25 protein-coding genes, 1 pseudogene and 1 riboswitch are annotated in these 26,650 nt (G+C 40.9%); of the genes and pseudogenes, 8 read left to right on the top strand and 18 right to left on the bottom strand.

Annotation, left to right across the window (positions count from 1 at the left end; translation table 11 throughout):
• Positions 1 to 68 precede the first annotated feature (68 nt).
• The 4 genes from L1264_RS14205 to L1264_RS14190 form a co-directional block, all read right to left on the bottom strand.
• Positions 69 to 584 carry an Lcl C-terminal domain-containing protein gene (locus L1264_RS14205; RefSeq protein WP_199526339.1) on the bottom strand — a complete coding sequence of 172 codons (516 nt, stop codon included), beginning with the start codon at positions 582 to 584 and terminating at the stop codon, positions 69 to 71.
• Positions 585 to 588: 4 nt separating this feature from the next.
• On the bottom strand, positions 589 to 2,265 hold the full coding sequence (locus L1264_RS14200; RefSeq protein WP_199526314.1) for an Lcl C-terminal domain-containing protein: 1,677 nt from the start codon (positions 2,263 to 2,265) through the stop codon (positions 589 to 591).
• Positions 2,266 to 2,350: 85 nt separating this feature from the next.
• Positions 2,351 to 2,683 carry a hypothetical protein gene (locus L1264_RS14195; protein WP_135926040.1) on the bottom strand — a complete coding sequence of 111 codons (333 nt, stop codon included), beginning with the start codon at positions 2,681 to 2,683 and terminating at the stop codon, positions 2,351 to 2,353.
• Positions 2,684 to 2,706: 23 nt separating this feature from the next.
• A complete protein-coding gene (locus L1264_RS14190; protein WP_138557249.1) occupies positions 2,707 to 3,417 on the bottom strand; it encodes a DUF2982 domain-containing protein in 711 nt (236 codons plus the stop codon).
• 241 nt (positions 3,418 to 3,658) lie between these two features.
• Between L1264_RS14190 and L1264_RS14185 the strand changes: the two genes are divergently transcribed.
• The 3 genes from L1264_RS14185 to msrA all read left to right on the top strand — a co-directional run bounded on the left by L1264_RS14185 (position 3,659) and on the right by msrA (position 8,433).
• A complete protein-coding gene (locus L1264_RS14185) occupies positions 3,659 to 4,711 on the top strand; it encodes an efflux RND transporter periplasmic adaptor subunit (RefSeq protein ID WP_135926312.1) in 1,053 nt (350 codons plus the stop codon).
• Between the two features lie 3 nt (positions 4,712 to 4,714).
• Entirely contained in the window at positions 4,715 to 7,813 is a 3,099-nt protein-coding gene (locus L1264_RS14180; RefSeq protein WP_199526315.1) for an efflux RND transporter permease subunit, read from the top strand.
• A gap of 86 nt (positions 7,814 to 7,899) precedes the next feature.
• Positions 7,900 to 8,433 (top strand): peptide-methionine (S)-S-oxide reductase MsrA, encoded by a 534-nt coding sequence (gene msrA, locus L1264_RS14175; RefSeq protein ID WP_135926043.1) that lies wholly within the window; start codon positions 7,900 to 7,902, stop codon positions 8,431 to 8,433.
• A gap of 60 nt (positions 8,434 to 8,493) precedes the next feature.
• On the opposite strand, the gene L1264_RS14170 is transcribed toward msrA, so the two are convergent.
• The 3 genes from L1264_RS14170 to L1264_RS14160 all read right to left on the bottom strand — a co-directional run bounded on the left by L1264_RS14170 (position 8,494) and on the right by L1264_RS14160 (position 11,546).
• Positions 8,494 to 10,347, bottom strand: coding sequence for a TonB-dependent receptor domain-containing protein (locus L1264_RS14170; RefSeq protein ID WP_235404145.1), 1,854 nt, complete (start codon positions 10,345 to 10,347; stop codon positions 8,494 to 8,496).
• A 34-nt stretch (positions 10,348 to 10,381) separates the two neighbouring features.
• Positions 10,382 to 10,537: riboswitch (cobalamin riboswitch) on the bottom strand.
• Between the two features lie 164 nt (positions 10,538 to 10,701).
• Positions 10,702 to 10,941, bottom strand: coding sequence for a hypothetical protein (locus L1264_RS14165; RefSeq protein ID WP_135926045.1), 240 nt, complete (start codon positions 10,939 to 10,941; stop codon positions 10,702 to 10,704).
• Between the two features lie 122 nt (positions 10,942 to 11,063).
• The gene (locus tag L1264_RS14160; protein WP_063703177.1) at positions 11,064 to 11,546 is read right to left on the bottom strand and encodes a YajQ family cyclic di-GMP-binding protein; all 483 of its coding nucleotides are present in this window, start codon (positions 11,544 to 11,546) and stop codon (positions 11,064 to 11,066) included.
• Between the two features lie 157 nt (positions 11,547 to 11,703).
• On the opposite strand from L1264_RS14160, the gene L1264_RS14155 reads away from it, so the two are divergent.
• Together L1264_RS14155 and L1264_RS14150 are read left to right on the top strand one after the other, a co-directional pair.
• A complete protein-coding gene (locus tag L1264_RS14155; RefSeq protein WP_138557245.1) occupies positions 11,704 to 12,054 on the top strand; it encodes a VanZ family protein in 351 nt (116 codons plus the stop codon).
• On the top strand, positions 12,047 to 12,940 hold the full coding sequence (locus tag L1264_RS14150; RefSeq protein WP_199526318.1) for a ketopantoate reductase family protein: 894 nt from the start codon (positions 12,047 to 12,049) through the stop codon (positions 12,938 to 12,940). The genes L1264_RS14155 and L1264_RS14150 overlap by 8 nt, the downstream gene beginning before the upstream one ends.
• Positions 12,941 to 13,030: 90 nt before the next feature.
• On the opposite strand, the gene thiI is transcribed toward L1264_RS14150, so the two are convergent.
• Both thiI and L1264_RS14140 read right to left on the bottom strand, forming a co-directional pair.
• On the bottom strand, positions 13,031 to 14,488 hold the full coding sequence (gene thiI, locus L1264_RS14145) for a tRNA uracil 4-sulfurtransferase ThiI (protein ID WP_135926048.1): 1,458 nt from the start codon (positions 14,486 to 14,488) through the stop codon (positions 13,031 to 13,033).
• A 109-nt stretch (positions 14,489 to 14,597) separates the two neighbouring features.
• The gene (locus L1264_RS14140) at positions 14,598 to 15,251 is read right to left on the bottom strand and encodes a TetR/AcrR family transcriptional regulator (RefSeq protein WP_135926049.1); all 654 of its coding nucleotides are present in this window, start codon (positions 15,249 to 15,251) and stop codon (positions 14,598 to 14,600) included.
• Between the two features lie 226 nt (positions 15,252 to 15,477).
• On the opposite strand from L1264_RS14140, the gene coaD reads away from it, so the two are divergent.
• Positions 15,478 to 15,960: a pantetheine-phosphate adenylyltransferase gene (gene coaD, locus L1264_RS14135; RefSeq protein ID WP_135926050.1), complete on the top strand. Its 483-nt coding sequence runs from the start codon at positions 15,478 to 15,480 to the stop codon at positions 15,958 to 15,960.
• A gap of 35 nt (positions 15,961 to 15,995) precedes the next feature.
• The gene (locus L1264_RS14130; protein ID WP_235404143.1) at positions 15,996 to 17,318 is read left to right on the top strand and encodes a capsule assembly Wzi family protein; all 1,323 of its coding nucleotides are present in this window, start codon (positions 15,996 to 15,998) and stop codon (positions 17,316 to 17,318) included.
• A 10-nt stretch (positions 17,319 to 17,328) separates the two neighbouring features.
• Here the strand turns inward: L1264_RS14130 and L1264_RS14125 are convergent, their stop codons facing one another.
• The 9 genes and pseudogenes from L1264_RS14125 to argC all read right to left on the bottom strand — a co-directional run bounded on the left by L1264_RS14125 (position 17,329) and on the right by argC (position 25,261).
• On the bottom strand, positions 17,329 to 17,796 hold the full coding sequence (locus L1264_RS14125) for a hypothetical protein (protein WP_135926052.1): 468 nt from the start codon (positions 17,794 to 17,796) through the stop codon (positions 17,329 to 17,331).
• Between the two features lie 108 nt (positions 17,797 to 17,904).
• Positions 17,905 to 18,378 carry a hypothetical protein gene (locus L1264_RS14120; RefSeq protein WP_235404141.1) on the bottom strand — a complete coding sequence of 158 codons (474 nt, stop codon included), beginning with the start codon at positions 18,376 to 18,378 and terminating at the stop codon, positions 17,905 to 17,907.
• Between the two features lie 71 nt (positions 18,379 to 18,449).
• Positions 18,450 to 18,977 (bottom strand): hypothetical protein, encoded by a 528-nt coding sequence (locus L1264_RS14115; protein ID WP_135926054.1) that lies wholly within the window; start codon positions 18,975 to 18,977, stop codon positions 18,450 to 18,452.
• A gap of 7 nt (positions 18,978 to 18,984) precedes the next feature.
• Positions 18,985 to 19,191, bottom strand: a complete 207-nt coding sequence (locus L1264_RS14110; RefSeq protein ID WP_135926055.1) for a hypothetical protein — start codon at positions 19,189 to 19,191, stop codon at positions 18,985 to 18,987.
• Positions 19,192 to 19,432: 241 nt separating this feature from the next.
• Positions 19,433 to 21,297 (bottom strand): annotated as a pseudogene (gene argH / locus L1264_RS14105) (argininosuccinate lyase).
• A 52-nt stretch (positions 21,298 to 21,349) separates the two neighbouring features.
• Positions 21,350 to 22,552: an argininosuccinate synthase gene (locus L1264_RS14100; RefSeq protein ID WP_135926057.1), complete on the bottom strand. Its 1,203-nt coding sequence runs from the start codon at positions 22,550 to 22,552 to the stop codon at positions 21,350 to 21,352.
• Positions 22,553 to 22,561: 9 nt separating this feature from the next.
• On the bottom strand, positions 22,562 to 23,482 hold the full coding sequence (locus tag L1264_RS14095; protein WP_135926058.1) for an ornithine carbamoyltransferase: 921 nt from the start codon (positions 23,480 to 23,482) through the stop codon (positions 22,562 to 22,564).
• 7 nt (positions 23,483 to 23,489) lie between these two features.
• Positions 23,490 to 24,251: an acetylglutamate kinase gene (gene argB / locus L1264_RS14090; protein WP_135926314.1), complete on the bottom strand. Its 762-nt coding sequence runs from the start codon at positions 24,249 to 24,251 to the stop codon at positions 23,490 to 23,492.
• Positions 24,251 to 25,261 (bottom strand): N-acetyl-gamma-glutamyl-phosphate reductase, encoded by a 1,011-nt coding sequence (argC, locus tag L1264_RS14085; RefSeq protein ID WP_199526321.1) that lies wholly within the window; start codon positions 25,259 to 25,261, stop codon positions 24,251 to 24,253. The genes argB and argC overlap by 1 nt, the downstream gene beginning before the upstream one ends.
• Before the next feature lie 220 nt (positions 25,262 to 25,481).
• Between argC and argE the strand changes: the two genes are divergently transcribed.
• Positions 25,482 to 26,633, top strand: a complete 1,152-nt coding sequence (argE, locus tag L1264_RS14080) for an acetylornithine deacetylase (protein WP_199526322.1) — start codon at positions 25,482 to 25,484, stop codon at positions 26,631 to 26,633.
• Positions 26,634 to 26,650 lie beyond the last annotated feature (17 nt).

Genomic DNA, 26,650 nt, shown 5'->3' with positions numbered 1-26,650 from the left:
GCACAAGGTATTAAAGGGGCCGATATAAAAACCGCGCTCGAACAAGCGCGGCTCAGCGCCATTAGTCGTTACTTCTCGTAACGTACAAGGCGTAAATAAATATCCGATGTTTTAGCATGTAAACTGTTGATACCTTTATCAAACTGATACACCCACGCTAAATCACTGCGAGTTATACCGGATGTGCTACTCCAGTAGTTTTGCAGCTTAGTTGATAAAAATACTGTTTCGTTAATGCTAGGCTGCACACAACTATGCTCTAAGATGCTTGCAAGTTCTTTAATATTAGGAACATGCCAATCAGAATAACCAGCGAATGTAGCATTTTTAGCACCACGTAGCGCTTCACCCCATGTTAATTGCTGGCTGGTGCCTTCACACGTATCAATATCGCTATTATAGCTTTGCCCAAAAGTACAACGCTGCCACATCAAACCCGTTTTAATATCGCTAACAGTGCCATCGATATGCGTGACAAAGCGGCTTGTTGGGGTTGTTTCGGTTGCTGCATCATAACAGACCTGAGCACTGACAATGCTCGGTACACTAACCAGTAAAGTAACGGCTGCAGATAGATATTTCATCATTTTACTCTCCCGGAGTTCTTACTAAACGCACAAAAGCCGTGTTGCCTTTTGGATAAGCTAAGTCATTCGCGTTACTCATATTTATGATATAAGCTTGCGACAAACTGGTACCATCCGCTGCAGTTTGTGAAGTCCAGTACGGCATGAATGCACTGCCATCAGTACTTAATTGCATTGCATTTGGCTGATTGGGGAAAAACTCAGTTGATAGTAAACTTGTACCACCTTGTTTAGCATAATCGAGTAACCCGAGTAACTCAGTATAAGTAGGAACACGCCAATTCGTTCCGCCGCAGAAGTCAGTGGCATTCACTTCATTTACATAAGTTTGTAAACCACACGATGTTGCACTTGGGCAAGTTGAATTTGCAGCGCCTTGAACGCTGCCTGCTTGAATGCCGTTTGAAGTCGTTAAATACCAAGTATAGTGGTTAGTCGCAGCGCGAGTTGTTGTGGCTGGAGGCAGTGCTGTGCTTGGGGATTTTACTTCCCAAATTAATCCTGTAACGTTATCTCGAACACAACTAAATGTGGTCGCATCATCAGGTAGTTCATCAGCAAATTCATTCATTTTTGTGAAATCGAATGCTAAATCGCCCTGACCAATTTTATCCAGTTGGTTTGCAACGCTATCGCGACCAAGATCCGCATCTTGATCTGGAAAATCACCGCTCTTACAGTTTATTTTTTGTGAATTGTTATAGCAATCACTCATGCCAGTATCGTTAATTAAACCAAGCGGTTTTGGGCTAATATCGATAGTCACCGTGTCGGTGTCACTACGCGATTTACTGTCTGTTACTGTAACTTCAAAGCTAAGCTCGGTATCGGTATCAACATCAGGGGCAACAAAAGTGGTAATACATTGATTTTGATTAGCAAGAGTGACTGTTTCGCCACTCATTTGCTGCCAAAAACACTCTTTTGTTGCGGTAACAATTTCGCTACCACTGGCATCAAGAGTGACCGTATCAAACTCAATTACTTGTTGATCTTCACCGGCATTGGCAATAATCACTTCAAGAGTTTTGTTTAAGGTAAATGTTTGCTCGGTACTGGCTGAACCGCCTTCGTCATCAGTCACCGTGAGTCGCCAAGTAATTGGCGTATTTGATTCAAGTAATGGGTGGGTAAAACTGATTGTTTGATTTTCAAAGCTATCAACGATGAGCTCTGGGCCATCGAGTTTATTCCAAAGATAGCTGTCAACGGAGCCATTTTCGTCAATATCGATTGACTCTGCACCACTAAGTACGATTGTGTCGTTATATTGTGATGGCAGCTCTTCCGGGGCAATTTGAGTGATTACAGCGACCGGCAATTGATTATTAGAGGTGATAAAAATACTCACCTCGTCAGAAACCAGTTGCCCATCCGTCGTTTGATAATTAACTCTCAGAATAAGCTCTGAATCTAATTTAATATCGGGAGCAGTCAGTGTTTGCTCAGCTCCTTGTGCTGGAAAGCCTTCAATAACAGGACCACTGACGCGTTGCCATGTAAACGTACCATCAGCGGGAGAGCCCTTCGCAGAAACGGTAAACTCACTTTTTTCGATAATTTGCTGATCAAGACCTGCATTAACAGTCGCTGCAAGTGGGGTTTCACTTGAACCACCTCCTCCGCCACAGGCCGATAGTGCCGTTAATGCAACAAAGGTAAGAAGCACTAATCTCATATTTACCACCTTAAATTAACCACGCCAATTTATTAGGAACTGACAAATAAGGAAGTAATAAGCAAATTAAGTGCCAAGCTAAGGGTTATAGGTAACTTTCTTGGTGGATACGGACAAACAATTTAGTACCGACTTTACTGTAGTCTACTTTGTACTCTCTGCCATCAAGGGCTTGAATAAACAGTAATCGCTTTTCTTCTGCAAACACATCAGTGCTTGAAATATAAACCATTTCTAAATAACGTTCTTTGGCTTCACGGCGGTTTTTTGGCAGTTCATCTTTGAACGGCTCTAGGCCATTTTGGGTCACTTTAATTCGTGGGTGAGTTTCGCCATTGACGATCACCAAGTCGAGCTTCTTATCTTTATGAATAATCGTGTTGCGACCGCTTTTAATAAAAGCACGTTCTTGACTCATAGCCTGTTCCTACTTACTACCACCTACTGCTTATTATTTAAGCGAGTATTAATAAACTTGTTTGGGTTTAACTTCCAACGATTTAAATCTGCACTAAATTGCCAAATGTCAGTATCAAGAACATTGGCAGGCAATAATAAATCATATCCAGTCAATTGCCTTAAATGCTGCGTGCGATTAGCAAACATAGCAATCAATCCTTTGTAAAGCTGACCACTTGGGGCAGTGTATTCCGTGTCTTCTATAAGCCATTCTGATGGGCAATCGCCATTTTTGCAATGATTTTTAATAACTTGCATAAATAAATGACGTTGCTCTATCAATAATCGCCCGGCAATTCTGGGAGGGAGCTGCGTTAAAAATTCATCTATATTATTGAGTTTAATACCAACTGCGTTTAACTCAAGGTATTCGAGGTCTAGATGCACTTTTGGTATACCACTTTGGTAAAAATTATCGCGATTCAGCTGCCAATTGCCAGCTTTATGATGAAAAATAAGTAATTTCCCAGAAAAAGTAAAACTATAATATGGTTCTTGAGTCTTTAAAAAGCCAATGAAAATAGCGGCAATACAACTTGTTGCTAAAAATATTTCGATAATGCTGATCTCACCAGGCCTAAGCAGGTTAATCAACATAATAAACACCAACCCAATACCCCCAACAAGTAAACATTCAATACCATGTCGAGATGCTTGGGCTCGCACTCGCAAAATAGGGGCTTGCTTATCCATAAAACGAAAAATAAAAAATAAACATAACAATAGTGACCAAAACTATCTTTCGGATCGTTAAACAATAGTTACACTTTGGTTCTTTACTCACACCAAAACCTCTCTTTTCATCTCATAAAAGGAACAAATTTGCCGAACTTTTAACTTTTACGCCAAATTCACAAATAAACGAGATATCTGACATACGTGGCACGTACTAATTTTGTACACTACTCTCAACTAATTTTCTGGTAACACGATGATGTATTCTACACAATCCGGTAAAGCTCTTTTTCCTTTTATTATCACACTATTGCTAGGGTTATGTATTTATTTGTACTTACCTTCAAGTCAAGGCGAGCAATCAAATTTTGGCGATCGCACAACGCAAGTAAAAGCACACACAGTCACCGCTGAAGAAAACGCAGTCCTTATTGAAGCAATAGGCAGCGCACGTGCCAATCAGGCTATTTACATACGAAGCGCTCAAAACGATTATGTTACTGACATCTTTTTCAATGATGGCGACTTAGTAAGTAAAGGTCAAAAACTCGTACAATTACAAGCACAAGAAGAAGAACTCGCCGTTAAAGAGTTAAGTATCAACCTACGCGAAGAAAAACGCCAATTAGACCGTCTAACCGAGCTTTCACGCTCGCAAGCAACCGCTAAATCGTTATTAGAAGAGCAACTTTCACGTGTAGACGCAACCGAAGCACAACTTGAAAGTGCAAAAACAAAGCTTGCTGAAATGACCATCAAAGCGCCCTTCACAGGATTACTTGGCAAGCGCGAAATTTCTATCGGTACATACGTTAACAACACTACCAACATCACCACCCTTGATGATATCAGCATCATTAAAGTTGATTTTAAAGTACCTGAAAAGTACTTAGCGCAATTACAACTGGGTATGAAAGTGATGACACAAAATGATGCTTATCCTGATAAAACCTTCACAGGCAAAGTGACCCACATCAGCTCGCGCATAGATTCTGTTACTCGCAGCGTTGAAGTCACCGCAAGCTTTATTAACGAAAGCGGTTTATTACGACCTGGTATGCTGTTAAACACCGCATTGGAGCTAAGCTCAAGTCAGGCATTAATGGTGCCAGAAAAAGCCGTAATCCCTCAACAAGACAAACACTACGTATTCCAAATTGAAGACGGTGTAGCAAACAAAGTAGAAGTGCATGTTGCTGGTCGTCATGACGGTTGGGTTGCTATTGATAAAGGTCTTGAAAATGGTCAACAAGTTGTGACCGAGGGCATTATTAAAATTCGTACCGGCAGTAAAGTTAGTATCAAGGGATAAACCATGAAAATTACAGATACTAGCGTTAAACGCCCGGTTTTTGCGATCGTAATAAACCTGTTATTACTCACCTTTGGTTTGGTGGCATTTTCAATGCTACCACTGCGTGAATACCCTGATATTGAAACGCCAATAGTTAGTGTAAGCACTGACTATACCGGTGCCAGTGCAGAAATTATCGAAACTAAAATCACCCAAGTACTCGAAAATCGCATTTCGGGTATTGAGGGCATCAAAAGCATTAACTCATCAAGCCGTAATGGTCGCTCTAACATCACCATTGAGTTTAATATCAGCCGCGACATTGATGCCGCATCTAACGATGTACGCGAACGTGTAGCCCGCGCGCTTGATAGCTTACCAGAGCAGGTTCGCCCGCCTGAGGTCTCTAAATCAAACAGTGATGAAAGCCCAATCGCGTGGTTCGTACTAAACAGTACCACCATGGATTCATTGCAGTTATCTGATTACGCACAACGCTTTATTGTTGATCGATTAGCCGTTGTTGATGGTGTCTCTAACGTGCGCGTTGGTGGTGAGCGTAAATACGCTATGAAAATCTGGTTAAACCGTAAAGCGATGGCTGCACGCGGCATTACCAGTAGCGATATTGAAAATACATTACGTACAGAAAACGTTGAATTACCCGCCGGTGAAGTTGAATCTATCGACCGTGATTTTACAGTACGTACCGCGCGTAGTTATAAAGATCAGCGAGATTTTAGAAATTTAGTAATTAAACGTGGTGAAGATGGCTATTTGGTGCGTTTAGGTGAAGTAGCTGATGTTCATTTAGAAGCCGCTGACGACGAAAGCCTGTTCCGTGGTAATGGCCGTAACATGATTGGTTTGGGTATTGTAAAACAAGCCAAAGCGAACACGCTTACCGTGGTTGATAACGCCCGCGCTGAGCTCGAAAAAATTAAGCGTAACTTGCCAGAAGGCACCACTATTCAAGACAGCTACGACTCATCAATTTTCATCAAAGAATCAATTGACGAAGTATATAGAACGCTTGCGATTTCAATGGCGCTGGTAGTGTTAGTTATCTACTTATTTTTAGGTAATATTCGCGCAACGCTTATCCCTGCTGTGACAGTCCCGGTTGCGTTAGTGGGTAGCTTTATGTTCTTGCTTGCTATGGGCTACTCAATCAACTTATTAACTCTGCTAGCACTGGTATTGGCTATTGGTTTAGTGGTAGATGACGCGATTGTTATGCTAGAAAATATTCACCGCCGCATTGAGTTAGGCGAGCCACCTTTATTGGCTGCGTTCCGTGGTGCTCGTGAAGTTGGTTTTGCGATTATTGCCACTACCCTCGTCCTCATCTCTGTGTTCGTACCGCTGGTGTTTATGGATGGCCGTATTGGTGCTTTATTTACCGAGTTTGCGATGGCTGTTAGTGCTGCTGTGTTCTTTTCTAGTATTACGGCATTAACACTTTCTCCGGCACTGTGTTCAAAAGTACTCAAGGCTTCTGAAAAAGAGAGTAAATTTAGCCAGTGGATGGATAAAACCTTCGCCAAAATCGAAAATGCTTATCGTAACTCACTTACTTCTAATATGGGCCGTAAGTGGAGCTTACTACTAACCATGATTTTGGCCGGTGTTGCCAGCTTTATGCTATTTCAAAAAGTGCCATCAGAGCTTACGCCAAAAGAAGACCGGGGTACTTTCTTTATCATGATGAGTGGGCCTGAAGGTGCAAGCTATGAAAATAACGCAGCCAACATGGCGAAAATTGAAGAACGTTTAATGCCTTACTCTGAGTCTGGTGAATTAAGCCGAGTGCTTGTTCGTGTGCCTGGCTGGGGTGGTCAAGGTGGTGTTGCTATCATTGGCATGGCTGACTGGGATAAGCGTAAGCGCTCAACCTGGGAAGTAATGGACGAGATAAGCAGTAAAATGACCGAAGTAACTGATGTGCGTGCGTTTGCAATTATGCGCCGTGGTATTGGCGGCGGTGGCTCATCACGTCCTATTGAGTTTGTACTGCAAGGTAATGATTACGACCAACTAGCCGATTGGCGAGACCGCATTATTAAACGTGCAGAGAAAAACCCAGGCTTGGTAAGAATCGACCATGATTATAAAGAAACATTCCCGCAGTTTTTAATCAACATTGATAAAAACAAAGCAGCGGATTTAGGGGTTTCGGTGTCTGATGTAGGCCGCACTCTCGAGACCATGTTGGGGCAGCGCCGCGTAACAACCTTTATTGACCGTGGTGAAGAATACGATGTGATACTAAAAGGTACTAAAGAAGACTTTGCGAACCCGACCGATATCTCAAATATCTACTTAAAATCACGCAGTGGCGAATTAGTGCCGCTAGATAGCTTAATTAGCTTAAAAGAAGAAGCCACAGCATCACGTTTAAATCGTTATAACCGTATGCGCGCAATTACGTTAAGTGCAAACTTAGCCGATGGTTATACCCTAGAAGAAGCGCTTAACTTCTTAAATCAAGTTGCCGCTGAAGAAAACGACATCGATGGTGCAATTGACTATAAAGGTGAGTCGCAACTGTTCTATGAAGGCGCATCAGCAATGACCTATGTGTTTATTCTTGCGCTCACAGTAACTTTCTTAGTTCTTGCTGCACAGTTCGAAAGCTTTATTCACCCATTTGTGATTATGTTGACTGTTCCGCTTGGCTTAGTCGGCGCATTATTTGGCCTTTGGTACACAGATCTCACTCTGAACATTTACAGCCAAATTGGTATCGTAATGCTGATTGGTTTAAGCGCGAAAAACGGTATCTTAATCGTTGAGTTTGCCAACCAACTGCGTGATAAAGGCGTTGAATTTAACGAAGCGATTACCCAAGCGGCAACGCAGCGTTTACGCCCGATTATTATGACCTCACTGACCACAGTGATGAGCTCGGTACCACTGGTACTTGCAAGTGGCCCGGGTGCAGAGAGCCGTATGGTAATTGGTGTGGTGGTATTTACAGGTGTAATAGTGGCAACCTTACTAACTCTATTTGTTGTGCCAGCAGCATATACTGCCCTAGCCCGTAATACTCAGTCGCCTGAGTATTTACAAAGCAAGTTAGAACAACAAGCTAAAGACAAACCGTTGGAAGAAATTTAGAACTGTCTTTAAGCAACAATAAAACGCCGTCTTTACGGCGTTTTGTTTTTTCGGCTATAGTCAGCAAAACAGTGAGGGAATAAACGATGGATAACAACATACAAATAGCTACTTTTGGCGGTGGCTGCTTTTGGTGTATTGATGCTGCATTTAGACGAGTGAAAGGCGTGCTTAATGTCAGCTCTGGCTATGCAGGCGGTGAAATTGAAAACCCAAGTTATCAGCAAATATGTACTGGCTTAACGGGTCATGCTGAGGTTGTTCAGCTCGATTTTGACAGCAGTATTGTGAGCTATAATACCCTTCTTGAAATGTTCTTTACTTTACACGATGCCACACAATTAAATCGACAAGGCAACGATGTAGGCACACAGTATCGTAGTGTTATTTATTATCATACTGAGCAGCAAAAAGCTGAAGCGCAAACGATGATAGCAGCTTTACAGAAGCAAATTCGTGAGCCAATTGTCACTGAACTTAGCCCAATATCGAACTTTTACCCAGCAGAGCAATATCACCAAGACTATTACAATGAAAACCCGAATCAAGGTTATTGCAGTATCCTTATCGCGCCTAAACTTGAGAAATTCGGTCAATACTTCGCTGATAAACTAAAATGAAAAAAGCTCGCTAAGTAGGTAGCGAGCTTTTAGTCGCAGAACTAATAATTTTCCTTATTATTAGAACTGATAACGGGCACCTACAAACAAGCGACGCTCGGCCGTGTTGTAGTAATAAAATTCGTCGTTGATGTAATCACCATCTAGGTCTGTACCATAGGCATCAACGGCGTTGTACTCTTTATCGAATAGGTTTTCTACACGTAGTGACACAGTTAAGTTGTCAGTTGCTTGGTAGTGACCTACTAAATTCCATAACGTATACGAAGGTAAGTGCGTTAACTTGCCATCACGATCACCACGGTATTGCATATCGATACCGGCATCAAAATCACCCCATGCTTTGTTTAATGACCAATTCACACTGTGATTTGACACATAGGTTAGTGACTGACCTGTCTCAGTATCTTCCGCTGAAAGGTAGGTAAAGTTAAAGCTGTGTTCAAAGCCAAACACTTGGTTTTTAAAGCTAAACTCAACACCTTCGTGGCGAGCTTCGTTTATATTAGTTGGGATCCACTGCCCTGCTGCATTTGGTGCCCAAGCGATTTTGTTGTCGATTTCGCTGCGGAAAATCGCAATATCAAGGCTAATATCATTCACATTGAGTGATAAACCAAGCTCTTGGTTATCTGATGTTTCAGGGTTTAACTCTGGATTACCCGAGCCTGGATAATATAGGTCATTAAATGTTGGAGATTTAAAACCAGTACTTTGACTTACACGGAATGTAGCGATGTCATTTAAGTGATAGCCAAAAGCGGCTGTGTAAGTGGTTTCATCACCAAACTGCTGGTCATCATCTTGGCGAACAGTTAGGTTTGCAAGTACTTGTTCATCATCATAATAAGCGCCAATGAACGCAGCGAATACTTCACGGCTGTCTTTTAAGTAAGTACCTGAGTTAGTGTTTACTTCATCTTTATACCAATTTAAACCGCCGCTTAGTGTTAATGCTTGATTGAAAAAGTATTGACCATTGTAATCAATTTGCTCACGCTCAGTTTCAAACTTATCGACTACTGTCGCGCCAGTGTAATCAATGCGTGAATCATCTGAACTATCAGTTGATATGGCAATATCGATGGCATGGCTGTGTTTGTCGAAAGCTTTTTTCCAGCCTAATGATGCTTGGTAATTTTCGAACTCACCTTTTTCTACCGTGCTGTCTGCTGGGCTATAGGCACTATCGTATTGTGCTTCGCCTTCTGAGTATTGTGCTTGCGCTAAAAACTCACCTAGTTGCTCATTTTGATAACCTAGATTAAAGCCAAGGTTTTTGTTCTCGTAGCCGTCTTCATCTGGCGCTAAACCTTGCAGCACATCAAAGCCATCTGTTTCTTCATAGCCGGCATTAACAGCAACATCAACGCCCGCAAACTGACCGCCTGTCGCCACTTGATACTCTTGATAAGCATCTGAGCCAAAAGTGACATCTAAAGTCGTATTTTGTGCTTTACGCGTAATGATATTGATCACACCCGCTAGCGCATCAGAACCATATACAGCAGCACGTGAGCCTTTTACTACTTCAACACGTTCAATACTGTTTAAAGGAATATTGCTAATGCTTTTATAGCCAAGTGTTGCTGATCCTGTACGTACACCATCAATTAAAATAAGCGTATGGCGAGAGCTTGCACCACGTAATGAAACACCTGAGCTTTGCCCAAAACCACCATTGGCATTAATTTGAAAGCCAGCTTGAGTTGCCAGTAAGCTTGGTAAGTCACGAACATAACTTGCCTCAATATCAGCACGGTCAATAACTGTAACACTAGCTAATACATCATTAATTGATTGTTCGAATTTATTGGCAGTAACTGTGATGTGCTCGATTGATTGCTCGTCAGCAGATACAGAAAAAGACAACGCAGCAGCAATCGCTACGCCTAACGCAGATTTATTTAGCATGATATCCCCTAGCCTGTGCCCACCGCACACGCAAATAGTAAGTTACTTCAAGGCCGGTCTCCGGACTCTGCGTATGCATGGCATACACATTACCGTTGCGGGGGCAGTGTTGGCATTGTTTTCTCCCTGAAAACGCACCAACTTCCCGATTATCTTGCAACTATTTCACCCTTTGAAATAACACGTATCTTTGTAGATACAGCAAGCACCTTGAAAATAGGCTGCTATTGTGATGATTTTAGGAAAGAATGTCAATGGACGGCTATACCGCTAAAGACAAATTTTAAGCTGTAAGCCGTAAGCCGAAAGTAAAAAAGCCAATCACATGGTGATTGGCTTTTATCAAACAAATAATTACCAGAAATACTCATGGGGTTTTGAGTTTCCTAACGGAAAAACAATTCCTTCTGGGTCAGCACCATTCATCACACGCTTGCAAAGTGCTTTATTTAAGCGTCTTCTTGGCTTAGTCATCGTCATTTTTACCCACCAACTTGGTGTTTGTTGATAAAAATAAGTACTGTGTGGACCTGTGTATTTTCTGTTTATTTTACCGTATTTATTACGGTCAATTGTTTTGTTTTTTACTGACATAAATATCCTCTAGCTGAAAATAGCTAGAAGATATCTTTTTCTCTGTAACCTAATATTCGTCTCATGATACGCTCCTTGTAAAGCTCAGAAACTTACTGGCTTACAGCTTAAAGCTATAAGTTTTAATCGCGGAAGTTTTTGAACTGGAATGGTTGACCTAAATCAGCAGTACGAACAACTTGCATTGCTTCTTGTAAATCATCACGTTTTTTACCAGTTACACGTAATTCTTCACCTTGAATCGCGGCTTGCACTTTGATTTTTGAGTCTTTAATTAACTTAACGATTTTCTTCGCTACGTCTTTTTCGATACCTTGCTTAAGTGCAACGTCACGCATTACGTATTTGCCGCTACGCGACTCGTCTCTTAATTCAAGGCTAGATACATCCAAACCACGCTTTGAAATTTTTGCTGCAAGAATGTCAAAAAGTTGCATCACTTGCTGTGGTGCTTCAGCTTTTAACTTAATTACTTTGTCACTTAGTTCGATTGATGCATCAACACCACGAAAATCAAAACGCGTCTCTAGTTCACGCTTTGCATTATCTACTGCATTCTGCGCTTCGTTCATTTCTACTTCAGAAACAATATCAAATGAAGGCATGGGGTTCTCCTAACATAGTCTTTTTTAAATTCATTTATGGTTGGCAATTATAACGCTTATTTGTCGATTCTTTCTATTTTTATCCGATTTGTTCAGGTGCGATGCAAAAATTGTTTGATATACTGGCCATTCAATTTCGGCATTTTTAGGGTTTATTGTGACAAGGCGTGTTTACCAAGTTATCTTTTTAGCCAGCATTATTGGCTTTACGATTTTATTTGCCAAAGAAATTAAAGGGGTTGGCAACCTGTTTCCTCACGTCGATAAAGTAGCGCACTTTGGTATCTTCTTCATACTCGCTTTGGTGATGGACAAGGCATTTAAGTTACCTCTAATGGTACAAATTTTACTGTTAGCAGGCTACGGAGCCGCCATTGAATTTATGCAAGATATGCTGCCTTATCGCCAAGCCTCAGTTGGTGACTTTATCGCTGACTTTATTGGTGCTGTAAGCTATTTTGCTATAAAGCTTGGCTTTCATTTAGGTAGTAAGCAACGTAATGGCTAATTTATTAGTAGTGGGTGATGGCGCAATAGGCCTGCTATTTAGCCATTTTTTATCTGCACAACATGACATCACATTACTGACTCGTAAGCCAACCCTGACCACGCGTTTTTATCAAGCAAGTAATGGCAAATCACATCCTATTAAAGCGCGCCTTATTAATTATGCAGAATTAAATCAATCGCCCCCCTTTGACTTGGTATTAATTACTGTTAAAGCATTTCAGGTGCAAGCAGCTTTTAAGCAAATAAAACCTTACCTTACTAAAAACTGCCAACTTGTTATTTCTCACAATGGTATGGGTAATGTCGATGAACTTAATGCCCAACTATTAGACACTCAAGGGTTATCGTTTCTAACAACTCGTTTAGCTGGCTTTAAAGCAACGCCCTATAGTGTAAACCACACAGGAAATGGCGAAAGTGTGCTTGGCGCATGTAATGCAGCAGCAACTGAAAAGCTCAATGAACTTGAACATATCTTTAGCAGCCTGCCACACTTTTCAGTGAGTGATGATATTCACTCATTGCGCTGGCAAAAACTGTTAGTCAATATTGCCATTAACCCATTAACAGCAATCCATAACGTTAAAAATGGCCAACTCCGTGCACCGCAATTTAGCACTCGCATCATTAATTTACTGAGTGAAGCGTGTCTGGTAGCCAATAAACAAGGTGTTGATGTAAAGCTTTGCGAGGCACTTGATCAAGCCTACTCGGTGATGACTGCAACTGCAGAAAACTTTTCTTCTATGCAGCAAGATATAAGCCATAACCGACAATCAGAAATAGATGCAATTTGTGGTTATGTGTGTGAACAAGGCGCTAAGCTAGGTGTAAAAACACCGTATAACCAAGCCATGCTGAGTATGATAAAAATAAAAAGCTAGCTACTAGAGGAAAGAGTAAAGTTACTAGCTTCTGACAATTATTTCAGGCATTAAAAAAGCGCGAACATGTCGCGCTTTTATCACCATCCCTTACGGGCGATACACTTTTACGTTGCTGAAGCCTTCTTCGTGTAAGATCAGCGCTTGAAGCTGACTCATCACACCTTTAGCACAGTATAAGTAATATTCTTTATCTTTTGGTAAGTCACCAAATTTTGTCGCTAAGCGGAAGAAAGGTAAATGCACAACTTCAATACCTTCAAGCTCAAGTGGATTTGCGTCTTCTTCTTCAGGTGAGCGAATATCAACAACAACCGCTCCCTTTGGTAAATCAGATACAGACTCGGCTTCTTTTACTTCTTGCTTAGCTTCGGTGTCGATATCACGGATATCCATCACACGGGCATTTTCAACAACCGTATTTAACACGTCAAAATCAAATTTAGCTTCTTCGGCAAGAATCGTTTTAATTTTGGCTTTAACCGTTGGCTTTTTAGAAATCACACCACAGTATTCTGGCATGCTTTCTGCCATTTCTGCGGTACCAATTTTACGAGCAATATTAATAATATCTTGCTTGTCGTGTTGGATTAACGGGCGAATGATTAAAGTTTCAGTTACACGGTCAATCACGCTTAGATTAGCCAGTGTTTGGCTTGATACTTGGCCAATACTTTCACCTGTTACTAATGCTTGCACACCTAACTTTTCTGCAACTTGGCTACCTGCACGCATCATCATACGCTTAAGCACCACACCCATTTGACTGTTTTCTACATTTTCTAAGATTTCAGCTACAACAGGTTCAAAATCTACAGTGACAAACTTTACCTTATGGGTAGAGCTAAACTGTTTCCAGATATAATAACTGGCTTGTTTAACACCGATTTCGTGAGCTGCCCCACCTAGGTTAAAGAATAAGAAGTGAGTTCGCGCGCCTTTGCGGATCATCTGGTAGCTTGCTACACCTGAGTCAAAGCCACCCGACATAAGTGACAGTACATCTTCTTGTGTTGGTAACGGGAAGCCTGCCATACCTAAGTGAGTTTCAGTAACGATATACGCTTTATCATCTCGCACTTCTAAACGAATGGTTACTTCAGGATGGGATAGTTTTACGCTTGCACCTGCAACATGCTGGTTTAAGCCACCACCGACATAACGCTCTACATCGCTAGAAGTGAAATCGTGTTTACCCGAACGCTTACAGCGCACACAGAATGTTTTACCTTCGATAGTGTGGCCAATTAGCTCAAGGGCTTTTTGATAAATATCGTCTAACGAATCAAAGTCTGTTTCTGTAACTTCGATAAATTGCACAATACCCGGAATGCGTTTTAAGCCATCGATGATATCTAGGCGAACTTGCTCAGAATCTAAAAGGCTCACAACCGAAATATTATCCCAGTTGTTTCTAACTTGTACTTTTTCGTCAACACGACGTAAGACGATCTTAATGTTATTTTCTAATAACTTGGTAAAACGCTTACGAACAGATTTACTCTTGATAGCGATTTCAGGGTGTAATTTGACGATAAATTTAAGCATAGTTCACTCTTAGACTGTGGGATTCACACGCCCCGAGGCATACCAACCTCAAGGGCGCGCGATTATAACAAAAATTATAGCGTCTAGGAAATAAACTGCTTGGCTGGGGTTATTGTTCAGGATCTGAGGCTTCGCTGAGCGCTAAATATTTTGCCCTTAGCTGATTTACCTGTGGTAAATGCTGCTCTGTGCAATGCGCTTTTAACAGCAATAGCACTTTTAAAATACCATTGTAGATATCTTCCCTTGCTAACTCACCACTTAAGCGACGCGCCTTTATATACGGGGTCCAAAAGCTAACCGTCATTTTTAACATGTGTGCAAGCTCTGTGACATCATCATCTTCAATACAGATGATACCGCCAGCACGAAGTGCTAATAAAACTTCTTTCACTTGCTCTAGCAACGCCGCTTGAAAATCAATGTAATCTTTTTTTAATACTTCATCGCGAGATAAAATATCACCCAAATTGTCATAAAAAAATTGATAACGCCACATCAGTTCAAACAGCGAATCAAGGTAACCTGCTAGGTTTTCAAGTGCATCATCATCAGGAGACAAGGGTTTAAAATGCGTATGTAAATGTTCACTATATAAAGCAAATATATGACGGATAATGTCTTCTTTATTTTTAAAATGGTAATACAAGTTACCAGGGCTAATGCCCATATGTGCAGCAATATGGTTGGTTGTAATAGCACGCTCACCGTGGCGATTAAATAACTCGATGCTGGTGTGTATGATTTTATCCTTTGTACTCATATGCTGTTTACTCTGTTGTTGTGGTTATTGCATTCTATTGCCCTACTAAGCCAAGCAGTATAAACAAATGCGTGACAATTAAATACTACCTTGAAAAATAATAACCTCAATCGGTGCAGTACCTTAGATGGGTTTTACAATCTAATAAGATACGCGTATTTTCTAAGCTGCAGACAGGCTAAAACACTGTTAATATAGCAGGCAAATTTCTAAATCGCTGATAGTTATGAACGTTACTGCAATATACCCGGGTACATTTGACCCACTTACAAATGGCCATACTGACTTAATTCACCGAGCAGCGAAAATGTTCGACCATGTCATCGTTGCTATTGCGCACAACCCAAGTAAACAGCCGTGTTTTACGCTTGATGAGCGCGTTGAACTTGCTAATAACATCTTGGCACACCTAGATAATGTGAGTGTAATTGGTTTTTCTGGACTATTAGCAGATTTAGCTCGGGACCATAAAGCTGAAGTGCTCATTCGCGGTATTCGAGCTGTTTCTGACTTTGATTACGAGTTTCAATTAGCCAATATGAACCGTCGACTTAACCCTGATTTAGAAAGTGTATTTTTAACACCCGCCGAAAAAAATTCGTTTATCTCATCAACCTTAGTAAAAGAAGTAGCAAGACACAATGGTGATGTTAGCGAGTTTGTTGATCCTATTGTTGCTAAAGCTTTACAGGAAAAAATTCGCGGATGAAGCTAAAAAAAATACTTACCCTAGGGGCCTTTTTTATGGTCTCGACACCGACTATAGCAGGCCCTTGGGTTGAAAGTGACGATCCATTATTACGCGCCTCAATCGAGATGTTATTTAACCAAGGTGTGATTAAACAGCCTATAAATAGCTACCCTTTGATGTGGCAAGGTATTGCTCGCGATCTTAGCCTTGTAGATAGCAATCAACTTGATGAACAGTCTCAATTTGCTTATCAACATGTGAAACACGCGTTAAATATTGCCAAGCAAAAAACAGATTCAGGTGTTCGACTAAACTACAATGGCAGCACTGATACTCAACAAGGGTTTGGTAAACGCCATCAACAGCAAAGCGGTGTTAATAGCTACGGTTCAATAACGGGTAAACGTGTAAGTGCAAAAGTGAGTGTTAATTACGCAGATGATGCACTCGACGAACAGCATGTAAACTACCAAGATAGCTATTTAGCGGTGTTGGTTGGTAATTGGTCACTCAGTGCCGAGCAAGTCAGTCATTGGTGGGGACCAAGTAACGATAACGCGTTACTACTATCAAATAATGCAGCCCCCATGAAAGGTTTGCGTTTCACAAGAGCGAATACTCAATATGTAGGCCCAAGTTGGTTATCATTTATTGGTAATTGGCAACTGACTGGTATTTATGCCAAACAAAAGCCATATTTGAATACAAGCGACAAAGGTGATTATTGGGCGTTGAGGTTTGCTAGTACCCCTTTAAATGGTTTAGAAGTGGCTGTTAATACAGCTGGGTCTGACTATTTAACAACTCCAGAATTAGCTCCTATTAATCTTGAGAATAACGAGCAAACGCATCGTTTAACGGGGATTGATGTTAAATACTCAACCACTTTAATGTCGGTTCCTATTGCCATATATGGTGAATTAATGGGCCGCAACGAAAGCGGTTTGGCACCAAGTGAGCCGTTTTACACCGTTGGCTTTGAAAGCTACTTTGGTACAACTGATAGCTTGCTAAAAACGTATCTCGAATACTCGAATACTCAGCAACAATGTAATATTGCCAGTGACTGTGTGTATGGCTCAGGCAGCTATACCCAGCGCTCGCGTTTAATTGGCAGCTCAACACCAGAGCAAAGTAAATCAGCAGTGCTTGGGGCTTATTATCACACCCTCAACGGCTATGGCGGACATGCTAAACTACGCTGGATTGATAGTGAAAATATCATTAAGAGTAGCCAATTGCAGTTAGAAGTAGGCTATCAACAAGCATTACTCAGCGGTCTTTGGAAAGTAACTGGATTAATTTCAAGAGATGAATTAAACGATAACAACGAAACCAACACGGCCCTCAGAACCAGCTGGGAATACCGCTTTTAACTAATTGAGGTCAAGCTAGCCTAGCTTGACCTGTTAAGCCCTTATAGAGCCGCACCAGCCCCAAAAAGTCTTTATTAGAGAAAAGTGCAATGAGCATCATGATGTCCATGACATTGACTGTAACTGTATAAAAGCTCCAGAACCACCAATCACCCGTATAGGCATAATTGATGTCATAATACATACCTAGAAAAAGCGATGTGTTGATCAAAAGCCCAGTAAAAATATAGAGCTTTGCTGGCACCAAAGTTACCTTTCTGCCACGAGCAATTAAGCTAATAATTAAAAGTATTAGTAGATCCGAAACAGCCCAGATCATATAAGCAAAGCTCGAGTCTAGAATATTATAGCCTAGCGCTATATTTAGTAATGGATCACTCATCATATAAGAGATAAACAGTGCCAGCGACATCCACATTAGTGTTTTGTCACCATTTGGCGTAGACGACTTCTTCACCATGTTATATAAAAAAGACATCAGAAACCCCCACATAATAAATGCGGCGAGATAGACCCCAAAGTTTTCTTGGATTAATTTAAGCATTATACAAACGTCAAACTTTTTGACTTCAATTTACAAAAGGCATTATGAAACGTTAGCACCACTTTTTGAAAACTCTTTAGAAAAGAAAATAACTTTACTCTCTATAGCTTTACCTAACTTAAAAATAAACAAAAAGTCACGGTTTGTTATCAATGCAATTATCATTGTAATGTCTATAATGTTGACACCAAAAGAGTAAATACTCCAAAGTCCCCATGGAGTCCGGTTTTCGAGAAGTACAATATCTACATAAATTGAGAGCATCAAAAGGGAATTCAAAAATAATCCCAATATTGCGTAATAAAGAGCGCAAAAAGAGCTGATCTTTGCAAAGTAACCCCAAGAAAATATGACTGTTATTGTAAGTAGGTCAAAATAAAACCAGTTCATATAGCTATAAACTGAAAAATTAAAAATACCGCTTAAAAAGTACGAAACCATCATGATAAATGCCAAGATAACAAGGCGTTTATCTGGTTTATTTATGTGAGTCACTAGATTGCAAAGAAAAGCCATCAAAAACCCCCACTCAATAAAGGAGCCTATCAAGCTTCCAACAACATCACTTATGTACATATTGAAAATATTTAAGCTAAGCTTTGGGTATTTGAAGCAGAAAAAACTGCGTTTTTTAACTTGTTTAACAAGAGAAAGTCACGATCAACTATTAAAGCAATAATCATCGTAAAATCGACAATGTTAACTCCAAGCGAATAAATATCCCAGAGTATCCAATGAGTTGTATTTTTATAAACTTCAACGTCCAAGTAAACTGCAAGGAATAAAATAGTGTTTATTATCAAGCCTACAATAAGATAAATGAATGAAGGAGTCGTTCGTTTAATAACAAAGAAAGAAATAGCTAAGAATATTAGCGTAGCCAGATCGTAAAGAGCCCAATCTAGAAATGTTGTTGCAGTGTAAGTTATCCAATTAAAAAAGTAATCTCCCCCTAAATAAGAGAGCATCATAATAAAAGAACTAAAGAGCAACGTGGTTTTTCTTTTATTTTCGTCTATGCAATAGACAAAAATATTAAAAAAGAACGCCATTAAAAATCCCCATGCACTCATTGCAGACAGGGAAAAAAAACCTAGTTGCTCTATAAAAGACATTCAGTTCCTAGTACTCTTTCTTGCTAGGTGGAAGCATTGCACCACCGCCACGTTGAATCTCTGCACCACCTGATAAAGACAGTGCTTCACTTGATAAAGTTACTGTATCAGATTGCAGGGTTTTATTACTAGTAGTTTGTTCCAAAGCTGGCTTAGTTTGTTGCATTTGGCTGTATGCTTGCATTTGCAATTGGCTATTATTTGAAATTTGCATAAGATAATTCCTTTAAGTTAATTGTTGTTGCACCAAGGTTTACATGAAATATGTAACTTGTTAAGCGTTCTCATTTTTTTTGACGCTTTTTTGTGCATTAATGTGATGTTGCCACCACACTAATCTAAAAGCAATTAGCGATCCAACTTTTCGTTAACATATGATCTTTTTGATCTTCAGCTTATTATTAGACATAAAAAAACGCACAGGGGTAACCGTGCGTTTTTTCTATCCAGGGAATTTAAGCCACGCTTTTACACGGGATCACCGCTTTAGTACTTGGCTTTAAAATGAATTCCATTGCAACTTCATCGCAATTATCTTTTCGTAAGCAAAGCTCACAGTCTTTTATAACTTTTTCGGGCAAGCTGTCTTTACTACAGTGGCTAAACCCTTGCTTTGCAAAAAATTCTGGCACACGCGTAAGTACAATGATCCTGCTAAGCGCCAATTTTTTGGCTTTTACAAGTAAGTGCTCAACAAGTAGCTTACCTTGTCCCGACACCTTTGCTTGTGGATCAACGCCTAACGAGCGGATCTCGGCAAGACCGGTATCATAGATATATAGTGATGCGCAGCCAGTAATTTTGTTATTACATTGTGTAACAGCAAACTCGTTGATTGAATGAACCATATCACTTTTAGCTCGCGGAAGGTTTTCACCTACCGCAGCCCAATATTGGATAAGCTTTGCTATCGATTCAACATCACCTAAGTTTGCATCACGAACCGTTATTTGCTGTTTTTTTTTGCCTGCTTAATTGCACTCGACACTTGCTCTAATGAAGTGCCACCAAGAGCTCGGCGGGCTTTAATACAAGCATCTATCTCTAGTACAGGATAAACATCTGACTCAAAAATACTATGCACAGACTTAAATTCTTCTAAACTTAAATCTTCTAAGTTATTCCCTTGGGCAATAGCCATTTGCACTAAGGTTCCTACAATGTGGTGACCCTCTCTAAATGGAATTCCCTTAGCAACTAAATAGTCTGCAAGCTCGGTCGCATTTGAGTGTCCACCTTTAGCTGCTGCAAGCGTTTTATCAGCTTTTACTTTGATACCTTTAATACATGCTTGCGCCATATGAATACAAGCAAGCCAAGTTGGCATTGCATCAAACAAGCCTTCTTTATCTTCTTGCATGTCTTTGTTGTAGGCTAGTGGCAACGCTTTTAATGTCATCATCATGGCGCTAAATGCACCAAAAACACGGCCTGTTTTACCACGGATCAATTCTAATGCATCAGGGTTCTTTTTCTGTGGCATTAATGATGAGCCAGAGGTTACGCCATCTGAAAGCTCTATAAAGCCCGCTTCACCTGAATTATAAAAAATCAGATCTTCAGCCATACGCGATAAGTGGATCATCGAAATTGATGCACAGCTTAATAGCTCAACCACAAAGTCACGGTCAGATACAGCGTCAAGACTATTGCGTGTTGCCCCGGTAAAACCTAGCCCCTCGGCAAGAACCTGCCTGTCAATTGGGTACGCAGTGCCTGCTAATGCACCACTACCTAATGGGCAATAATTCATACGGTTTTTGGCATCATTTAACCGGCTTTCATCACGCTCAAGCATTTCAACATAAGCCATACACCAATGGCTAAATAACACAGGTTGAGCACGCTGCAAGTGTGTGTAGCCCGGTAAAATCGTACCGAGTTCACGCTCAGCTAAGGCAACAAACTCCGCTTTTAAGTCACTAATTGCTGTTAAGATGTGCTCTGCGGTGTCACGACACCATAAGCGGAAGTCTGTAGCAACTTGGTCGTTACGACTACGACCGGTGTGCAGTTTCTTTGCTAAATCACCTACTTTGTCAATCAGTGCTGACTCAACATATGAATGAATATCTTCATGACCTGCAACTGCAACAGCTTGTGGATTAGCTTTAACTTCTTCTAACAAAGTATTCAGTGCTGCAACAAGATCGTCATACTCTTGCTGATTTAAAACATCAACTTGCTTTAAAGCACCTGCCCATGCAACTGAGCCAATAATATCTTGCTCTGCAAGCTGATAATCGAAAGGAAGTGAGTCGTTAAATTGTTTAAACGCTTCATCTGGACCCGAAGAAAAACGTCCGCCCCATAATGCCATTGAACTGTCTCCAAATTGGGCTATCGCCCCGCAAAGCGGGGCGATAATAAAATTACTTTTTCGTTAGTGCTGAGATTCTGCTAGAAAGCGAGAATAAACGAATGAAGCCTTCTGCATGTGATTGATCATAAACATCATCTTCACCAAAGGTTGCAAAATCTTCGCTGTAAAGGCTGTTTGGAGATTTCTTCTGTACCGCAGTTACTTGGCCTTTATAAAGCTTCAGTACTACTTCACCTGTTGCCAATTTAGCCAGAGACTCCGCCCCCGCTAAAATTGAGTCTTTTAACGGTGTAAACCAACGACCGTCATACACTAAGTGTGAAAACTCACCGCCTAGTACTTCTTTCCATTTGCGGCTTGATTTATCTAGCACTAGTTCGTCGACAGCTTGTAATGCAGCCATGATCACAGTGCCTCCTGGCGTTTCATAACAACCACGCGACTTCATGCCTACTAAACGGTTTTCTACGATATCAACACGACCAACACCATGTGGCGCAGCAATGTTATTTAATTTAACTAAGCAATCATATGGTTTTAGTGATTCACCATTCACAGCAACCACTTCGCCTTCAACAACATTTAATGTCACATATTCAGCTTCATTAGGAGCTTGTTCAGGAGAGTTAGTCCAAGTCCATACTTGATCACTTGGTTGGCACCATGGATCTTCAAGCTCACCACCTTCGTGTGAAATATGCCATGCGTTTGCATCACGGCTATAAATTTTGGTCGCAGAGGCAGAGCACGGAATATTACGCTCTGCAAGGTAATCAAGTAATGATTCACGGCTTGATAAGTCCCACTCACGCCACGGTGCAATCACCTTTAGGTCTGGTGCAAGGGCTGCGAAACATGATTCAAAACGCACTTGGTCGTTACCTTTACCCGTACAACCATGCGAAAGCGCATCGGCACCTACTTTACGAGCAATTTCAACTTGTGCTTTAGCAATAATCGGACGAGCCATAGACGTACCTAGTAAGTACGTACCTTCGTAAATAGCGCCAGTTTTTAATGTTGGGTAAATATAATCACTTACCATTTCATCTTTTAAATCAACTATATGACACTCAGACGCACCTGAAGCAATCGCTTTTGCTTCAACGCCTTCTAGTTCTTCAGCGCCTTGACCTACATCAGCAACAAAGGCAATTACTTCACAGCCATAGTTTTCTTTTAACCAAGGCACGATTGCCGATGTATCTAGACCACCAGAATAGGCTAATACGACTTTTTTAATTGAACTCATTGGTGTTCCTTAAACAAAATTTGGATTTAGTAATGTCACAAGAAGAGCGTTCTGCGCATGCATACGGTTCTCTGCTTGTTGAATAATTTTTGATGCCGGGCCATCCATTACCTCAGAGGTAATTTCAAACTCTCGATGAGCCGGCTGACAGTGCAGCACAGTTTGTGCGCCAGTCTTCTCAAGCAATGCCTGATTTAGCTGATACGGCATATACTTAGCTTTAACTTGCTCAAGCGGTGTTTTATCACCCATCGAAACCCACGTATCAGCATAGACTGCATTTGCACCAACTGCCGCTTCAATTCGGTCACTGACCATTACAGAGGCGCCATTCATCGCTGCAATTTGCTCAGCTTGCTTAAGAATTTGCGAATCAGGTGAGCTACCTTTAGGGCAAACTGCCACAAAATCAGTGCCTAAAGTGGCTGCTAATAGCATCAGTGAGTGAGTTACATTATTCCCCTCACCTAAGTAAGCTAGCTTAAGTTTACTAACATCGCCATGTACTTCTTGAAGAGTCAAGAAATCAGCCAAAGCTTGGCATGGGTGATATAAGTCGCACAAGCTATTAACAACAGGTACGCTTGAAAACTCACCCAAAGTGGTAAGTGTTTTGTGTTCGAATACACGAGCAACAATACCATCTGCCCACGTTGAGATATTAAGTGCAAAGTCTTTAACTGATTCACGTGCGCCCATGGCACCATTTTGTGAATCAAGATAGACCGCATGACCACCTAGCTTATTAATACCAATATCAAATGATAAACGGGTACGTAAACTAGGTTTTTCAAATAAAGTAACCACTGATTTACCTGCAAGCGCTTGGCTAAAATCTGCAGGATTTGCTTTAATTTTTTGCGCTAAGTTAAGAAGTTTAAGTGCGCCTTTTTGGTCTAACTCTAGACCCGATAAAAAATGATTTAACATGAAATACCTATGGTGTAATTTTCGTTCCTACGTGCTCGCCTTGTAATAAAGCGACTAAGTTTTCTGGCTTTAGCCAGCTTGAGATATACACACCACGTCGTAAATGTTGGGCAGCAAGAAGGCTGGTCTTTACTTTGACCTCCATCCCGCCCTGAATAACTCCTTCAAGGATAAGTGTATCGATTTGCTGCGTATTTAATTGATGTAATGGCTGCTTATTTGCGTCAAGTACAGCTTCTACATCAGTCATAAAAATAAGCTCTGCATTGAGCTCTTTCGCTATGGCTGCGGCTGCTTCATCGGCATTTACGTTATACCACTGACCGTCCTCTCCAAAGCCTATTGAACTAACAAGAGGTAAGCGACCTTGTTCTAATAAGCTCGGTAACACGCTATGACAGCTTCCACTACATTGACCTACTTGGCCTAATACTTTGAGTTTTTCTGAAACTACAACGCCCGCTTCATAAAGGCTCAAACCAACAGGCTTATGGCCCGCACCGATAGCTTGACTCATCAATTGTTTATTGGCACAACCTGCAAGCGCCCCGACAATATAAGGCATTTGTTCATTAGGACTGATGCGTAATCCTTGGTGCTTTGCTGTTACAAAACCCGCTTCTTTTAACCATGCATCTACAAGCGCTCCACCGCCATGCACAATCACAAAATTAGCGTGTTCTTGCGATGCTAGAACATCGAACAATGCTTTTGCTGCATCGGCAGTGTTTAATACTGCACCACCAATTTTAATAACCCATGTTTTCATCATAGTGCTCCGCTAAGGCCTGTATGATGAGGTTCACCCATCGCTAAATTAATACATTGCAACGCTTGGCCTGCAGCACCTTTTAATAGGTTATCAATCGCAGACATTACAATTAATTGCTGACCTTTTTGTTGCCATGCAATATCTACATAAGGTTGTTTTGCAACACCTTTTATACTCGGGATCTTATTACCTAATAAGCGGATCAATGGCTCATCGGCTAAAACTTGATATGCCTCTTTAACCTTTTCAGGGGTGACATCTGGCTTTAGCTGCACATAAATGGTTTCTAGGATGCCGCGTGGAAAATTACCTAAATGCGGGGTGAATAACACGGGATGTCCAAGATGCTGCTCAATCTCCGGCGTGTGTCTGTGATTAAATAAACCATAAGGGGCAAGTGATACTTCGCAAAAATGCGTATTAACACTGGCTTTTCTACCAGCGCCTGTCACACCTGACACAGCATTAACAATAACAGGCTGCTCAGCCAGTAAGTTTGCTTGTTTAAGGGGCTTTAATGCGTTAAGCGCTGCTGTCGGATAACAACCCGCTACAGCAACAAGGTTTGCTTTACTGATCGCATCACTATTCCATTCAGCTAAACCATATGCAGCTTGTGCTAAAAGCTCAGGGTGTTCATGTGCGAAACCGTAATAAGTTTGGTAATCCTCATTCCCAGCTAAACGGAAGCCACCTGAAAGGTCGAATACTTTTTTACCCATAGCTAAAAATTGTGGCGCAAGGTCAACACTTACTTTGTGATCAGTACACAAGCACACATAATCAGCATTATTTTCAATATCTTTGTAAGCAGCTGTTGTTAGTGCTTGTAAAGGATACTCTAACAGCCCTAAATGCTCAGGATATAAATCACTTAATAATTTACCTTTATCTAAACTGCCCTCTGAGACATAACATGCTTGTAGGGTTAATTTAGGGTGCTTAGCAACTAAACTTGCTAGCTCTGCGCCGCTGTAACCACTTGCGCCAATAATCACTACATTCATTGCTTACTTTTACCTATTAAATCTATTTATCGATACGCCTAAAACTTCTCGCTGAAAAGCGAATAAAAACACTGTCTAAAGTAATGAAATCAGGTTATCGTCGTTTTGTGTTCATAGTACAGTTACACTAATATTTATGCTTAAAAAGTGAATTGATATTCATCATAAATACTTTTATATTGTTATGCAATTAGATTGAATAATTATTTTTGGATTTTTTATGTCTTTACCGTCTTTTTTATCTATGTACCAGCAATTGATTGCAGCGCCTTCAATCAGTGCAATTGAAGATTCACTATGTATGAGCAATAAAGAGGTGATCTCCTTGCTTGCCTCTTGGTGTGAAAGCCTCGGTTTTACTTGCGAAATAACAGAACTGGAGCAAGGTAAAGGCCGTTATAATTTATTGGCAAAACGCGGTGAAGGTGACGGTGGATTAATGTTGGCAGGTCATACCGATACAGTGCCATTTGATGATAGCCGCTGGAATTATGATCCCTTCAAACTCAGCGAGCATAACAATAAATTATATGGCTTAGGTAGTATTGATATGAAAGGCTTTTTTGCCTTTGTTTTACAAGCGATTAGTGAGCTTGATACAACAAAGCAAACAGAGCCTTTATTAATCTTAGCAACCGCCGATGAAGAAACCACAATGGCGGGTGCGCAACAAATTTGCCGCCACCCTAACTTGAAACCAGCGCGCTGTATTATTGGTGAACCAACCGATATGACTCCTGTTTTCACTCATAAAGGACATATGAGTACAGCCATTCGGGTAATTGGTCGCTCAGGCCATAGCTCTGATCCTGAACGTGGTTTAAACGCCATCGAAGTGATGCATAAAATGATTACAAAATTGTTAATCATTAAAGAAGAATTAAAGAATAAATATTCAGTTGACCACTTTGAAATTCCGTACCCTACTTTGAACCTTGGTCATATTCATGGTGGCGATAACGCCAACCGTATTTGTGGCTGCTGTGAAATGCACATCGATATGCGACCACTGCCCGGTTTGAGCGTGCAAGAACTGCAGGCGATTTTGCTAAGTGCTGCTGAAGAAATAAATACCCAATACCCAAATGCAGTGAGTGTTATCGACATGCATGAACCTATCCCTGCATTTAGTGGCAGCACAGATACTGCGCTTGTAAAACTAGCTGAAAAAATCTCAGGACAACCTGCTGTTGCTGTAAACTATTGTACAGAAGCTCCTTTCATTCAACAGCTTGGCTGTGAAACCATCGTCATGGGACCTGGCTCAATTAACCAAGCCCACCAGCCAGATGAGTTTTTGGCGATGGAAAAAATAAAACCTTCGCAAGCGATTATCAGTGACATGATTAAAGCAAGCTGCTTTAGCGAATAGGAGCATCACGCTCCCTT

The organism is Pseudoalteromonas sp. APAL1 (genome assembly GCF_021532475.1).
In the GTDB taxonomy this organism is placed as follows: Bacteria; Pseudomonadota; Gammaproteobacteria; order Enterobacterales; family Alteromonadaceae; genus Pseudoalteromonas; species Pseudoalteromonas lipolytica_C.
This window is presented reverse-complemented; position numbering and strand designations above follow the sequence as displayed.